Annotated in this window: 13 protein-coding genes; 3 read left to right on the plus strand and 10 right to left on the minus strand. The window is 69.3% G+C overall.

Features of this window, described 5'->3' with window-relative positions; genetic code table 11:
- The first annotated feature begins 21 nt into the window (after window positions 1–21).
- Window positions 22–1,323: a cytochrome P450 gene (locus tag M8859_RS23315; protein WP_249644817.1), complete on the plus strand. Its 1,302-nt coding sequence runs from the start codon at window positions 22–24 to the stop codon at window positions 1,321–1,323.
- On the opposite strand, the gene M8859_RS23320 is transcribed toward M8859_RS23315, so the two are convergent.
- Entirely contained in the window at window positions 1,324–2,028 is a 705-nt protein-coding gene (locus M8859_RS23320; protein WP_159920568.1) for a response regulator, read from the minus strand.
- Complete coding sequence (locus tag M8859_RS23325) at window positions 2,025–3,596, minus strand: sensor histidine kinase (protein ID WP_321212359.1); 1,572 nt, start codon at window positions 3,594–3,596, stop codon at window positions 2,025–2,027. The genes M8859_RS23320 and M8859_RS23325 overlap by 4 nt, the downstream gene beginning before the upstream one ends.
- Before the next feature lie 122 nt (window positions 3,597–3,718).
- On the opposite strand from M8859_RS23325, the gene M8859_RS23330 reads away from it, so the two are divergent.
- Window positions 3,719–5,083 (plus strand): cation:dicarboxylate symporter family transporter, encoded by a 1,365-nt coding sequence (locus tag M8859_RS23330; protein WP_159920570.1) that lies wholly within the window; start codon window positions 3,719–3,721, stop codon window positions 5,081–5,083.
- A 114-nt stretch (window positions 5,084–5,197) separates the two neighbouring features.
- On the opposite strand, the gene M8859_RS23335 is transcribed toward M8859_RS23330, so the two are convergent.
- A complete protein-coding gene (locus tag M8859_RS23335; RefSeq protein WP_159920572.1) occupies window positions 5,198–5,413 on the minus strand; it encodes a DUF4287 domain-containing protein in 216 nt (71 codons plus the stop codon).
- A 191-nt stretch (window positions 5,414–5,604) separates the two neighbouring features.
- Here M8859_RS23335 and M8859_RS23340 point away from each other — a divergent pair, with 191 nt between their 5' ends.
- Window positions 5,605–7,074 carry a phytoene desaturase family protein gene (locus tag M8859_RS23340; protein WP_159920574.1) on the plus strand — a complete coding sequence of 490 codons (1,470 nt, stop codon included), beginning with the start codon at window positions 5,605–5,607 and terminating at the stop codon, window positions 7,072–7,074.
- Window positions 7,075–7,121: 47 nt separating this feature from the next.
- On the opposite strand, the gene M8859_RS23345 is transcribed toward M8859_RS23340, so the two are convergent.
- The 7 genes from M8859_RS23345 to M8859_RS23375 all read right to left on the minus strand — a co-directional run bounded on the left by M8859_RS23345 (window position 7,122) and on the right by M8859_RS23375 (window position 13,658).
- Entirely contained in the window at window positions 7,122–8,048 is a 927-nt protein-coding gene (locus tag M8859_RS23345) for a cation diffusion facilitator family transporter (RefSeq protein WP_159920576.1), read from the minus strand.
- 75 nt (window positions 8,049–8,123) lie between these two features.
- Window positions 8,124–9,344, minus strand: a complete 1,221-nt coding sequence (manA, locus tag M8859_RS23350) for a mannose-6-phosphate isomerase, class I (RefSeq protein ID WP_159920578.1) — start codon at window positions 9,342–9,344, stop codon at window positions 8,124–8,126.
- The gene (locus M8859_RS23355) at window positions 9,344–10,546 is read right to left on the minus strand and encodes a tobH protein (RefSeq protein ID WP_159920580.1); all 1,203 of its coding nucleotides are present in this window, start codon (window positions 10,544–10,546) and stop codon (window positions 9,344–9,346) included. Before M8859_RS23355 ends, manA begins: the two co-directional genes overlap by 1 nt.
- A gap of 118 nt (window positions 10,547–10,664) precedes the next feature.
- Window positions 10,665–12,041, minus strand: coding sequence for a phosphomannomutase/phosphoglucomutase (locus M8859_RS23360; RefSeq protein ID WP_195069507.1), 1,377 nt, complete (start codon window positions 12,039–12,041; stop codon window positions 10,665–10,667).
- A gap of 51 nt (window positions 12,042–12,092) precedes the next feature.
- Complete coding sequence (locus M8859_RS23365; protein WP_159921259.1) at window positions 12,093–12,473, minus strand: DUF3499 domain-containing protein; 381 nt, start codon at window positions 12,471–12,473, stop codon at window positions 12,093–12,095.
- A 322-nt stretch (window positions 12,474–12,795) separates the two neighbouring features.
- Window positions 12,796–13,275 (minus strand): metallopeptidase family protein, encoded by a 480-nt coding sequence (locus M8859_RS23370; protein ID WP_167477524.1) that lies wholly within the window; start codon window positions 13,273–13,275, stop codon window positions 12,796–12,798.
- A 149-nt stretch (window positions 13,276–13,424) separates the two neighbouring features.
- Window positions 13,425–13,658, minus strand: a complete 234-nt coding sequence (locus M8859_RS23375) for a WhiB family transcriptional regulator (protein WP_195069580.1) — start codon at window positions 13,656–13,658, stop codon at window positions 13,425–13,427.
- Window positions 13,659–14,111 lie beyond the last annotated feature (453 nt).

Below are 14,111 nucleotides of genomic sequence, written 5' to 3' on the forward strand. Positions count from 1 at the left end.
GCACGACGACGGGGTTGCACTATGAAGCCGCATTATTGGTTCCGCTGGTTGTCGGTGCAGGGCGCGCCTCGTCTCGCCCTGCGTCTGCAGGCACGCCGCGGTGACCCGTTCGCCGAATTGATGGGCGGTCCCGCAGGCTTCGACGATCCCTACCCGCTGATCGAGCGGTTGCGCGGGCAGGGCAGGCTGCTGCGCACCTCGATCGCCTGGGCGACCTTCGATCACGAGCTGTGCCGTTCCATCCTGCGCGACAGCCGTTTCGGCGTGCGCACCACCGAGAGCTTCAACATCCCCAAGCCGCTGCAGAAGCTGGCCGAGCGGTTTCCGTTGCCGCCGAATCCGGTCGAGCCGCCGTCGATGCTGGTGATCGATCCGCCCGAACACACGCGGATGCGCAAACCGGTCGCCTCGGCGTTCACCCCGCGCGCGATCCGCAGACTGCGCGACCGCGTCGAGTCGGTCACCGAGGAACTGCTGGTCGCCCTGCCCGCCCACGGTTCGGCGGATCTGATCGAGCAGTTCGCCGCCCAGGTGCCGATCGCGATCATCTCCGAGATGCTCGGCTTCCCCGACGAGGACAAGGCGATGTTCCTCGACTGGGGCGATCAGATGACACCGCTGCTCGACGTCGGCATCCCTTGGCGCGCACACCGTAGGGCACTGCTCGCGATGGAGCTGATGAACGACTATCTCGGGCGGCACATCGAGCGGTTGCGCCGCGAACCGGGCGAGGACATTCTCAGCAGCCTGGTCACCGCGGGCGAACTGGACACCGACGCGCTCAAGGCCACCGCGAGCCTGCTCATGGGGGCGGGCTTCGAGACGACCGTCAACCTGATCGGCAACGGCGTCGCGCAACTACTGGCCCATCCGGATCAGCTGGAGCGGCTGCGCGAGGAGCCGCAGCTGTGGCCAAACGCCGTCGAGGAGATCCTGCGCTTCGACTCCCCGGTGCAGACCACCGCGCGGACCGCGCTCACCGATGTGGAGATCGACGGCATCCGGTTGCGCCAGGGCAGCACGGTGGTGCTGTCGCTGGCAGGCGCGAACCGCGACCCCGCCGTGTTCGCCGATCCACAACGGTTCGACATCGGCCGCGACAACGCCAAGGACCATCTGTCCTTCAGCAGCGGCGTGCACGTCTGCCTCGGAGCCAGCCTGGCCAGGATGGAAGGCGTCTACGCGCTGCAGGCCCTGTTCGAGCGGTTCCCCGGTCTGCGGCTGGACGGTACGCCGAAGCGGCGCGCGCTGTTCACCCTGCACGGCTACGAGCGGATGCCGGTGCGCCTCGATCAGCGCGCGCCCACGCCGGAGCCGGTCTGATCAGCTGGTCGTGGACTTCCACACATAGCGGGTCTTCGGCCGCCCCGCCCTGCCGTAGTCCGAGCGCCGCAGGACCAAACCGTCGTCGGCCAGTTTCTCCAGATAGCGCCAGGCGGTGATACGCGAGACGCCGATCGAGGTCGCGGTGTCCGCGGCCGTCACGCCCTCGGCCTCGGCGGCGCGCACGGCGCGGGAGATCTCGTCGAGGGTTTGCGGCGCGACGCCCTTGGGTGTCGCGGCGCGCTGGTCGGGAGTGCGCAGCGCGCTCAACGCACGGTCGATGTCGTGCTGGGAGATGGCGCTTTCGCCGGCGGGAAGCGCGGTGCGGAACTCGCGGTACCGGTCCAGCTTGTCGCGGAACGCCGCGAAGGTGAACGGCTTCAGCAGATACAACACCACGCCGTGCGACACGGCGGTGCGCACCATGGCCAGATCCCGCGCGGAGGTGATGGCGATGACGTCCGGGCGCGGCGCCAACCCGGTCAGCGCGGCGGCGACGTCGAGGCCGCTCGCGTCGGGCAGGCCGATGTCCATCAGCACCAGGTCGATCGGCGTGCCCTCCGCCGCGGCGTCGGCCGCCGCGCGCATCGCCTCACGTCCGGTATGGGCGACACCGACGGGCGTGAATCCGGCGATGCGCTCCACGTAGGCGCGGTGCGCCTCGGCGATCAGCGGCTCGTCCTCGACGATAAGCACACGGATCATCGTGCTTCCTTTCGTGGAATCGTCACGGTCACCGCGCTTTCGGGATCCCGTTGCGTGCGGATGCTTCCCCCGTGGCGGGCCACCAGACGGTGGACCAGTGCGAGACCCAGCCCGTGGTGGTCGGCTTTGGTCGAATAGCCGCGCTGGGACGCGCGCGCGAACATCTCCGCCGACATGCCCGGGCCGCTGTCGGCGATCCGGATGTAGAGCACCGACTCCTCCCGGGCGTCCACCCGCTGGTGGCGCAGGGTGACTTCCACCCAGCCGGACGCGCTGCCCGCCGCGGCATCGATCGCGTTGTCGACGAGATTGCCGACGAGCGTGACCGTTTCGTGCGGGGACAGCGGGTCCACCGAGTCCAGCGCGGTGTCGTCGGTGATCGTCAGCTCGATGCCGCGTTCGGCCGCCTGGTTCACCTTGCCCAGCAGCAAGGCGGCCAGGGCGGGCGCGCCCACCGCGGCGAACAGCCGATCGATCAGCGCCTGCGACAGCTCGAGCTCCGCCGTGGCGAACTCGACGGCCTCCTGGTGGCGGCCCAGTTCGACCATGGTGACCACGGTGTGCAGCCGGTTGGCGGACTCGTGCGCGTGTGCCTGCAACGACTCGGCGAAGCCGCGCACGGAATCGAGTTCGCCCATCACCGACTGCAATTCGGTGTGATCGCGGATGGTCATCACCGTGCCGATCGGCCTGCCCTCCCACTCCACGGTGTCCTGGTTGACCAGCAGGATCCGGTCGGTGGTCACGTGCATCTCGTCGCGCACGGTGCCCCAGCTCATCCGCTGCAGCGACAGCGGGAGGTCGCTGCGGCGCACCTCGCCGGGGGGCAGGTCGAGCAGGCGGCGCGCTTCGTCGTTGACCACCTCGGCATCCTCGCCGGAGGCCCCGAACACGACCAGTCCCTCGCGCACCGAGTGCAGCACGGCGTCGTGATGTTCGTACATCGCGCGCAGCTCGTCGGGCGCCAAGCCGTGGGTCTGCCGTCGCAGTCTGCGGCTGAGCAGGAACGATCCTCCGGCGGCAAGCAGGAGACCGGCTCCCGCGACGCCGAAGATCACCGAGAGCTGGGTGGCCACCTGGTCGCTGATCTTCGCGCGGGTCACGCCCGCGGAGACCAGAGCCACGATCCGTCCGTTGTCGTGGACGGGGGTGACCGCCCGGATGGAGGGGCCGAGGGTGCCGGTGAAGGTCTCGGTGAAGGTCTCACCGGCCAGCGCGCGATCGATGGTGCCGCTGAACGGCCGCCCGATCATCGCCGGATTGGGGTGGGTGTAGCGCGTCCGGTCCGGCGCCATCACCACGATGAAATCCATGCCGGTCTCGAGCCGGATCTCCTCGGTCACCGGCTGCAACAGCGCCGTCGGGTCCGCGCTGCGGACCGCCTCGATGGTGGAGGGCGCGTCGGCCACGCTCACCGCGACGTCGGTGACCTCCCTGGTGGTGGTGACGTCGCTGTCGTGCCTGGCGTCCAGCACCGCGAGCACCACGCCGATCGCGATCATCACCGCGAGTACGACCAACTGGAAGACGAATGCCTGACCGGCGAGGGAGAGCCGACCGCGTCTCACAAGCTCTTCCTCCGCTGAACGTAATGCACCAAACAGTGACCGGCATCACCCGGCCGACCATCATTCTGCCTGGGGTGCGTGAGCCACCTCACTTCGGTACCTCTCGAAGGGAAATCCTCGCAATGAGCGACTCGACTCGAACGCGGCGCGACCGCACCCATTGGCTGTATCTGGCCGTCATCGTGGCGGTGGTCGCGGGCGTCCTCGTCGGCTGGCTGGCGCCCGGCGTCGCGCAGTCGTTCGCCCCATTGGGGACCATCTTCGTCAACCTCATCAAGATGATGATCGCTCCCGTCATCTTCTGCACCATCGTGCTCGGGATCGGCTCGGTGCGCGCGGCGGCCACCGTCGGCAAGGTCGGCGGGCTGGCCATCGGCTACTTCCTGGTCATGTCGACGATCGCGCTCGGGATCGGCCTCGTCGTCGGCAATCTGCTGCAACCGGGCACGGGACTGAACATCGCCAAGTCGACCAAAGCCGGTCACGACCTGGCCGACACCGCGCACAGCGCGGGCGGCACCTGGGAATTCCTCCAGAACATCGTCCCGTCGACGCTGCTGTCCTCGCTCACCACCGGCAATGTGCTGCAGGCGCTGTTCGTCGCGCTGCTGGTCGGTTTCGCGGTCCAGGCCATGGGCACGGCGGGTGAGCCGATCGTGCGCGGCGTGGCGCTGCTGCAGAAACTGGTGTTCCGGATCCTGGTGATGATCCTGTGGCTGGCGCCGATCGGCGCGTTCGGCGCGATCGCGAACGTGGTCGGCAAGACCGGCCTGGACGCGGTGGTGAAGCTGGGCACGCTGATGCTCGCGTTCTACCTCACCTGCCTGGTGTTCGTTTTCGGCGTGCTCGGCGTGCTGCTGTGGAGCGTCTCACGCGTGTCGATCTTCAAGCTGGTCCGCTACCTGGCGCGGGAGTACCTGCTGATCGTCGCGACCTCGTCGTCGGAATCGGCGCTGCCACGGCTGATCGCCAAGATGGACCATCTGGGCGTGGAGCGCACCACCGTGGGCGTCGTCGTGCCGACCGGATACTCGTTCAACCTCGACGGCACCGCCATCTACCTGACCATGGCGTCGTTGTTCATCGCCGAGGCCATGGGCAAGCCGCTGTCCATCGGCGAACAGCTGGGACTGCTGCTGTTCATGATCGTCGCGTCCAAGGGCGCGGCGGGCGTCACCGGCGCGGGCCTGGCCACCCTGGCGGGCGGGTTGCAGAGCCATCGCCCCGAACTCCTCGACGGCGTCGGCTTGATCGTCGGCATCGACCGCTTCATGTCCGAGGCGCGGGCGCTGACCAATTTCTCCGGCAACGCGGTCGCCACGGTGCTGATCGGCACCTGGACCAAGACGGTCGACGTGGACCGGGTGCGCGAGGTGCTCGATCGCGAGTTGCCCTTCGACGAGCGGACCATGGTCGACGACGACCATGGGACGCAGGGCGTACCGCTGACGCAGGAGGCCGAGACCATAGACCTGGTCAAGGCATAAAGCGCAGCCGGACGAAGCCCGTCCGCGCCGGGCGGAACTCCGCCCGGGGCAGCGGGCCGGACGGTGAACGACGAAGGGCCCGCAAGATCTGCGGGCCCTTCGTGGCGCCCGGGCTCAGGCTGCCCACTTCTCCGGGTGGAGGTGGTGCTGGGTGAGGGCGGTCGCGTGGCCGTGCCCGAAGCCGTGCTCGGTCTTCAGCCACTCGACGAGTTCTTTGTGCGAGGTCAGTCCGCTGTCGCGCATGGCGGTTTTCCACTCCTCGATTGCGCGGCCGTACTTGGCCTCGATGGAGGGGAAGTAGGACGCGGGGCCGTGCGGCTTGGTCGCCATGGTCGATCTCCTTGCTGGTCGTGCGTTCCATGGAGATGACGAAGCGAACCTCCGAAACTCGTCGGCGGTCCCGCCCATGGGTCCGGATCACCGATCGGCCGGGTTCCGGTACGGCTCCGCTCGGCGTGTCGGCGGCGCGGTGGTGGTGTCGGCGAGCAAGTCGGAGGTCGGTCGGGCGGTAGCGTGGGGATATGGCTGATGTGGTGGTGGTCGGCTCCGGACCGAACGGGCTCGCCGCAGCGGTGATCCTGGCAAGGGCAGGGCTCGCGGTGGAGGTCTACGAGGCCGAGGCGACGGCTGGGGGTGGGTCTCGCACGGCCGAGCTGACCTTGCCCGGCTACCGGCACGACGTGTGCGCTGGCGCGCATCCGATGGCGGTGGCCTCACCGTTGTTCCGGGCGTTCGACCTGTCCGCGCACGGCGTGGAACTGCTCGCGCCGGAGGTCTCCTACGCACATCCGCTCGACGGGGGTGTGGCCGGACTGGCCTGGCGGGACCTGGAACGGACGGTCGAATCCCTCGGTCCCGACGGCCGGGCGTGGCGCAAGTTGTTCGCGCCGCTGGTGCGGCACTGGGCGGACGTGGTCGACGTCGCGATGTCGGATCTGCGGCGCATCCCCTCCGGGCTCGCGACCGCGATCCGTTTCGGCATGCGCACCTTGGAGCAGGGCTCGCCGCTGTGGGATATCAGGTTTCGCGAACAGGTCGCGCCGGCCCTGCTGACCGGCATCGCCACCCATGCGATCATCCCGCCGCGCGCCATCACGGCCGCGGGCGCTGCGTTGATGCTCGGCACGCTGGCCCATGTCGACGGCTGGGTGATTCCGCGCGGCGGCAGTCAGGCGATTCCCGACGCGCTCATCGCCGAACTCGAACGTCTCGGCGGCCGGGTGCACACCGGGCGCCGGATCGACTCGCTCGAGGAGTTCACAGGCGCTCGCGCCGTTCTGCTCGACCTCGCCCCTGCCGAACTGCTGCGTATCGCCGAGCACCGGTTGCCCGCGCGATACGCGAAGCGGCTGCGCCGTTTCCGTTACGGCGGCGCGGCCTGCAAGATCGACTTCGCGCTCTCCGGACCGGTGCCGTGGCAGGCCCAGGGCTGCGCGCTGGCCGGGACGGTGCACGTCATCGGCACCCGCGCCGAGGCCATGGCGGCCGAGCACGCCGTGGCCATGGGGCGGCACGCCGAACGGCCCTACGTGTTGTCCATCCAGCCCGGCGTGGTCGACCCCACCCGCGCGCCCGCGGGCGGCCACACCTTCTACACCTACGCCCACGTGCCCAACGGCTCCACCCGCGACGTCAGCGCGGAAGTGATCGCTCAGGTGGAGCGATTCGCACCGGGCTTCCGGGATCTGATCGTCGCCGAGAACGTGATCACCGCCGCCGAAATGCCCGCGCACAACGCCAACTACATCGGCGGCGACATCTCCGCGGGCGCGATGACGCTGCGCCAGTTCGCCTTCCGTCCCGCACCGCGCTGGAATCCCTACGCCACACCGATTCCCGGTGTCTATCTGTGCTCGTCGGCCACCCCGCCCGGCCCCGGTGTGCACGGCATGAGCGGGCTGCACGCGGCCCGCCACGTCTTGCGCGACCGCTTCGACATCCGCACCGATCCCCTCGACCTCCTACGCACCCCCGCTGTCCAGCGCCGCTGAGTACGTGCGCCTCGCACGGCTCGCGAGCCGTGCGAGGCAACGCCGGACTAGCCCTTGGCGGGTTCGGTGCGGTAGAGGTCGGGTTCGAGGTAGATGACGCGCGCCGCCGGGACCGCCGCGCGGACGCGGGACTCGGCGTCATCGATGGCGCCCGCGATCGCCGCGAGGTCCAGACCGGGAACTACGCCGATCTTCGCCGCCACGAGCAGTTCCTCCGGGCCTAGGTACTGGGTCTTCAGATGGATCACTCGGTCGATGCGGGTGTCATCGACCAGGTTGGCGCGGATCTTCCGGTTCTCCTCCGGAGTGGCACCCTCACCGATCAAAAGGCTTTGCATCTCGATGATCAACACGACGGCGATGACGCCGAGCAGCCCACCGATGGCCAGCGTGCCGACGCCGTCCCAGATCGGGTCGTGGGTGATCATGGTCAGGCCGACGCCCGAGAGCGCCAGGATCAGGCCGACCAGCGCGCCGGTGTCCTCCAGCAGCACCACCGGAAGTTCCGGGCTGCGCGAATTGCGGATGAACTGCCACCAGCTTGCGTCACCTTTCAGCGGCGTGGACTCGCGCACCGCCGTGGTGAAGCTGTAGACCTCCAAGGCGATCGCGATCACCAGGATGACGACCGCCACGATCGGCGAGGTCAGCTCCTCCGGGTGCTGGATCTTGTGGATGCCCTCGTAGATGGCGTAACCGGAGCCGAGGGTGAACAGCACCAGCGCCACGATGAACGAGTAGAAGTAGCGGTTGCGCGCGTACCCGAACGGGTGCAACTCGGTCGCTTCCTTCGCGGCGCGGCGCTGCCCCAGCAGCAGCAGTCCCTGGTTGCCCGTGTCGGCCACGGAGTGCACGGCCTCGGCGAGCATCGACCCCGAGCCGGTGATCGCCGCACCGACGAACTTCGCCGCGGCGATCCCCGCATTCGCGGTCAACGCCGCGATGATCGCCTTCTTGCCACCGCCAGCAGACATGGAAGCATGTCCTCTCTGTTTTCAGTGATACTCGCGAACAGCCTAGGGCACCTACGGCCGGGTGTTCCGGATCGGTCAGCAGCCGGCGCCCACGCACGCGCAGAACAGCTGGACCTGCCCGTCCACCGCCTGCGCGCGGATATCGGTGTCGGCGGCGGAAATCCACGCCGCGCCACCCCGGCCGAGTTCCAGCGACGAGCCGTTCTGGAACAGGCGCACCGTACCCGCCGTGCACAGCACGATCCCGGGCCCCGCCGCGGTCAGCGGCACTCGCGCGGAACCGGCGACCAAGTCGAATCGGCGCAGCGCGAACTCGGGGGCGGGCGTGCGATAGCGCACCGATCCGTCGCCGCCGGGTTCCGGCAGCACAACGGGCAGGTCGATCGGCTCGAAATCCAGTACGCGCAACAGTTCCGGCACGTCGACGTGTTTGGGGGTGAGACCGCCGCGCAGCACGTTGTCGGAGTTGGCCATGATCTCCACGCCCAGCCCGCGCAGGTAGGCGTGCAGATTCCCGGCCGCGAGGAACAACCCCTGACCCGGCTCCAAGGTCACCCGGTTCAGCAGCAGCGCCGCCAGCACGCCCGCGTCGCCGGGGTATGCCTCGGCCAGTTCGAGGGTGGTGCGCGCCTCGTTCGTGAACTCGCGTGTGCCTTTGCCGGACAGGTACCGCACGCAGCCGTCGAGCACCGCGGGCAGCAACGTGTGCAGCACGTGCTGCGGCAGCGTGATCCAGGTGGTGAACAAGGTGCGCAGGCCCGCCGAATCCGGCTGGGCGGCGAGGAGTTCGCAGTAGGAGCGCAACTCCTCCACCGCGAGCGCGCGCAGCAACGCGACCGTGCGGTGCGGCTCGCGGAAGCCGGCCAGCGCCTCGAACCGCTCCAGCGCGACGACCAGCTCGGGCTTGTGGCTCTCGTCGCGGTAGTTGCGCAGCGGGGAGTCCAAGGGCACCTTCGCCCGGTTCTCCCGGTCGAAGCCCGCGCGCGCCTGCTCCGTACTCGGGTGCGCCTGCAGCGACAGCGGCTCCTCGGCGGCGAGGATCTTGAGCAGGAACGGCAGCCGTCCGTCGAAATCCGCGGCGGCGGAGCCCAGTTCCCGGTCCGGGTCGGCGGCGACCAGCTCCAGCAGCGAGGTGCTGCGGTCACCGATCTTCACGTACGCCGGGTCGGCGGGGTGGGCGCCGAACCACAATTCGGCCTCCGGATGCGCCGAGGGGACCGGTCTTCCGCACAGCTGAGCCAGCGCGGTGCGCGAGCCCCAGGCATACGAGCGCAGCGCACCAACGAGTTCGTGCACTAGAAGCTTCCCCCGTACTGCCCCTGGCTGTCGGAAGCGGTGGTGCGCGAACCGATCAGCCGCAGGTAGGCGGCGGCCATCTCCAGTCGCAGCGCGAGCACCGCGAGCTGTTCGAGTTCGGTGCTGTCGGCCTGCGCGGATTCTTCGGCCCTCGACTGCGCGGGCGCGGCGGGATCGGTCATGCCGGTGTGCAGCAGGTCGACGTCGGCGTTCACCAGATCGGCGTCCACCAGGTTCGATCCCTCGGCGCCGAAGACCGCGATGCGGCGGCGCGCTGCCGCTCGATCGCGATCGGCGCTGAGCACGAACACCCGGATGCGTTCCACCGGCGCGGGGCCGTCGAGTTCCTCGTCGTGGAACAGTGGATCGAAGTCTGGCGCGGATTCGCCTGCCGCCTCGGCCATCCGGGTCCGCGCGGCGACGGCCTCGGCCAGATCCACCGCGGTGGCCACCTTGCCCGCGGATTGCAGCAGCACTTCGGCGCCGTGCTCGGCCAGCTCGGCGGCGGCCGGTGAATCGCCCGCGAGCACGATGCCCCGCTGCTGCATGCGCGCGGCCAGCGTCTTGGCGGGGTTGTGGAAGACCTCGTTGTGCGGGCCGTCGCGCAGCGCCTCCGCGTCCAGCACGTCGGCAAGGTGGGTGAGCTCGGGTACGGCGGCGCCGGTGCGCTGGGGGTCGACCGCGCGCAGCACCGCGATTCCGGCGGCCAGGAAGCGCAGCAGGCGGTTGTGCCCGAGGACTTGGACCCTGGGCTCCAGCACGGCGGCGCGTCCGGCGGCGGCGGCGCGCAGCGGCCCTTCGTGCGGCGCGGCGACGACCACCTCGGCGCCGCGGCGCAGGGCTCGATCGACGGCGTCGGTGAGGCGCGGATCACCCGCGTCGTCGCCGGAGACCAGGACGACGTCCAGCGGCCCCACCCACGGGGGAAGGGCGGCGGCAGGCACGACGGGTAGGCCCGCACGGTCGCCGAGCGCGGCCACGAGCAGTCCGGCGGCCCGTGCGGCACGTCCGGCGCCGGCTACCAGCACCACGCTGCGTGGTCGCAGATCGGCTAGTCGAGCGAGCGCCTCCTCACCGACGGCCGCCGCGGTAGCGCGCACCTGGGCGCCGCCGGAAGCGGCCGAGCGAAGGGCGCCGCCTGCGTCGGCGGCCTCGAGTGAAGCGGCATCGTCGAGGTCGAGCACCGGTGTTCCAGCGATCATCGGGCGTCCCACCTCCCCTCATCGCGCTGTGTCTTTTCCGCCCCCGCGCCCATTCGGTCCAGCTGCCACACCGAGACCGAGTCGGGCGAATCCAAGGCCTGTGATTCCACTATTCCAGTCAGGAGCGCACGATGCTCAGGATCTCGGTCACGAGTGCGTCTACTTCCTCCGCCGACCGGGCCTCCACGTTCAGCCGTAGCAATGGCTCGGTATTCGACGCGCGCAGGTTGAACCAGGCGTTGTCGGCCAGCTGCACGGTCACCCCGTCCAGCCGGTCCACCGAGTGCGCCCGGCCCGCGAAGGCCTCTACCACGGCCATCGTGCGCTCCTTCGCGTCGGCGACGGTGGAATTGATCTCGCCGGAGGCCGCGTAACTGGCGTACGAGGCCATCAGATCCGACATCGGCCGGTCTTTCTCGCCGAGCGCGGCCAGCACGTGCAGCGCCGCGAGCATCCCGGAGTCGGCGCCCCAGAAGTCGCGGAAGTAGTAGTGCGCGGAGTGCTCGCCGCCGAATACCGCTCCGGTGGCGGCCATCTCCTGCTTGATGAACGAGTGACCGACCCGGGTGCGCACCGGCGTTCCGCCCAGCTCGTGCACCAGTTCCGGCACCGCGCGGGAGGTGATCAGGTTGTGGATGATCACCGCGCCCGGCTCTTTGGCCAGCTCGCGCTCGGCGACCAGGGCGGTGATCGCCGACGGCGACACCGGGTCGCCGTGCTCGTCGACCACGAAGCAGCGATCGGCGTCGCCGTCGAAGGCCAGGCCGATGTCCGCGCCGGATTCGCGGACCAGCTTCTGCAGGTCCACCAGGTTCGCGGGGTCGAGCGGGTTGGCCTCGTGGTTCGGGAAGCTGCCGTCCAGCTCGAAATACAGCGGCACGACCGTCACCTGGGGCAGGGTGCCCAGCACCGCGGGCACCGTGTGCCCGCCCATGCCGTTGCCCGCGTCCACCGCGATCGTGAGCGGGCGCATGCCACCGAGATCGACCAACCCGCGCAAGAAGTCCGCGTACTCGGCGAGCAGGTCCAGTTCGGTCGCCGCTCCGCGCGAGCCTCCGTACACGGGCACGCCCTCGATCAGCTCGCTCTTGATGGTGGCCAGACCGGTGTCCTGCCCGACCGGAAGGGCTTTGGCGCGGCACAGCTTGATGCCGTTGTAGCGGGCCGGGTTGTGGCTGGCGGTGAACATGGCGCCCGGGCAGTCCAGGTGGCCGGAGGCGAAGTACAGCTGGTCGGTCGAGGCCAAGCCGATGTGCACCACGTCGAGGCCCTGGCCGAGCGCGCCGTCGGCGAAGGCGGCCGACAGCTCGGGCGAGGAGTCCCGCATGTCGTGTCCGATGACGATCCGGCTCGCGCCCTCGGCGCGCATCAGCCGGGCGAAGGACGCGCCGACATCCCTGACGAATTCCGCGTCGATCTGATCACCGACCACGCCGCGAACGTCGTAAGCCTTGATCACCGCGTTCACGAATTCGGCAGAGCGGGCGACTGTCATGCCCAACACCCTAGTGGTTGTGCCGGACGGGTCCGACATCGTCCCGGTCGATCAGGACGGTGGGTCGGGCAGGACGCGCAGATGGCCCCGGCGGCCCGTTCGCGTGGTTCGCGGCGGCGGGGGAGCGTAGTCGTGGTAGCCGCGCTGCTCGCGCTCCGGGGGGCGGCGGCGCAGCCCGGCTTCCCGCACCGCCTCGGCGAGCGCGGTCAGATCATCGTCGTCCGGTGTGCTGGAGGAGAATCCACCTTCGTGGCGAACCAGCTCCCAGCCCTTCGGAGCGGTGATTCGTGAGCCGTGCGTTTCGCAGAGATCCCAGGAGTGCGGTTCGGCGACCGTCGCGAGTGGCCCGACCACCGCCGTGGAGTCCGAGTACACATAGGTGAGCGTCGCGACGGCCGGATTCTTGCAGCCTGGTCGGCAGCAACGACGCATGGGAATCACGCCGATGAGAGTAACCCCCCTGGCGCGCCGATGGGGACAGACACGCTTGAAGAATCTCGGTCCGTGCGTCGCGAAACGAGGGCAGCACGCGATGCCGCCGGGTGCGCGGAGCCTCCGGCGGTGTTCTGGACGACCTACCCGGACGCGCGGACAACGGTCTCCCACGGGCAGGCCCGGGGGACGTGTGCGGCGCGAACGGTTCGTCGCGAAGTGGGAGTAGCGGGATACCCAGCCGGGAGCGACCTACACGTGCTCTCCGGCGTCCTGCCCCGCAACGGCATTCGAGGACCGCCGCCGCGTGGATGGGTGCGACTTACTCGGCTTCCGGATCGATCACGTCCGGGTCGACGCCGAGATAGGTCGCGACCTGTTGGACCAGCACTTCGCGTAGGAGATCCACCAGATCGTCGGGATCGCTGGCGCGCAGCTCGAGCGGCTTGCGGAACAGCACCACCCGCGCCCGGGTCGCCGCACCGTGCCGGTCAACGCCCGCCGGGATGAGCCTGGAGAGGGGAACCGGGCCGTCGGCGACCACCTCGTCCGGCCAGGTGACCGAATCCGGGTGCAGCGGACGGATCTTCGGGACGTCGTCGACCGCGATGTCGAGTTTGGTGAGCCGGTCGTGCCAGCGGGTGTCCAGTGGTGCGAACGCCTCCAGCACCAGCCGGTCGAATTTCTGACCTCGGGTCCGCCAGGCGGGCACGGTGGGCGGCAGCATCGGCCCGCGGACCCCGCGGCCGCGGCGTATCACCGACCGTGCGGTCGGCGGTCGACGCTTACGGGAACGTGCCATGACACAAAATCTAGGCCAGCCGGCTCCGGCGGTCCGCATCGAGGCGGTGGAGAACTGTCCGGTCGTGTCGCGCGTGCCCGGAGCGCCCTGGTGGCGGGCCGCTCCGGGCACGGCTGGGTCTATCAGGTCTATCAGGTCTATCGGGTCTGTCAGCCGATGCCGCGCTTGAGGCGGCGGCGCTCCCGCTCGGAGAGGCCGCCCCAGATGCCGAAGCGCTCATCGTGCGCGAGCGCGTAATCCAAGCACTCGTCACGTACCTCGCAGCCCATGCAGATCCGTTTGGCCTCACGGGTGGAGCCGCCCTTCTCGGGGAAGAACGCCTCCGGATCGGTTTGCGCGCACAGTGCGCGCTCCTGCCACTGCTCCTCGATGGACTCGAACATCTCGTCGAAGCCGGTCACGACCAGGTTGAGCCGGGGCGCCGTGACTCCGTCACCCCCCTCTTGGTCGTTCCAGCCGCCGTTGTCTGCGCAGACGCCACGTGCTGCGCCTGCTGTGGAATCGGTCGGCGAGACCATCTCGTTGGCCACGCTCCGCCTCCTCACTGTGTGTTAGCGCAGAATGATTCTTTCCGTCGGACCAACACTCGCACCGACGGCCATACCCCGCGACGTTGTCCCGCGGACGTCCCCGAGCTTGTCATACCGATGCGAACATCTGTTCGAAAAGCGGTTCGCGCGTGGAACTCTCGCGCGAACCCGGAATGACATGTCTGTGATTAGACACGCCGGACGCGGCGATGGTCAAGCCGCCGTCGCTATTCCGTTACTATCCGCAGCCCCATTCCGAGCTGATCTTGTGATGTGCAATAGCAAATAAACAGCAAATTTGCCGCG

Source organism: Nocardia sputi, from assembly GCF_023501985.1.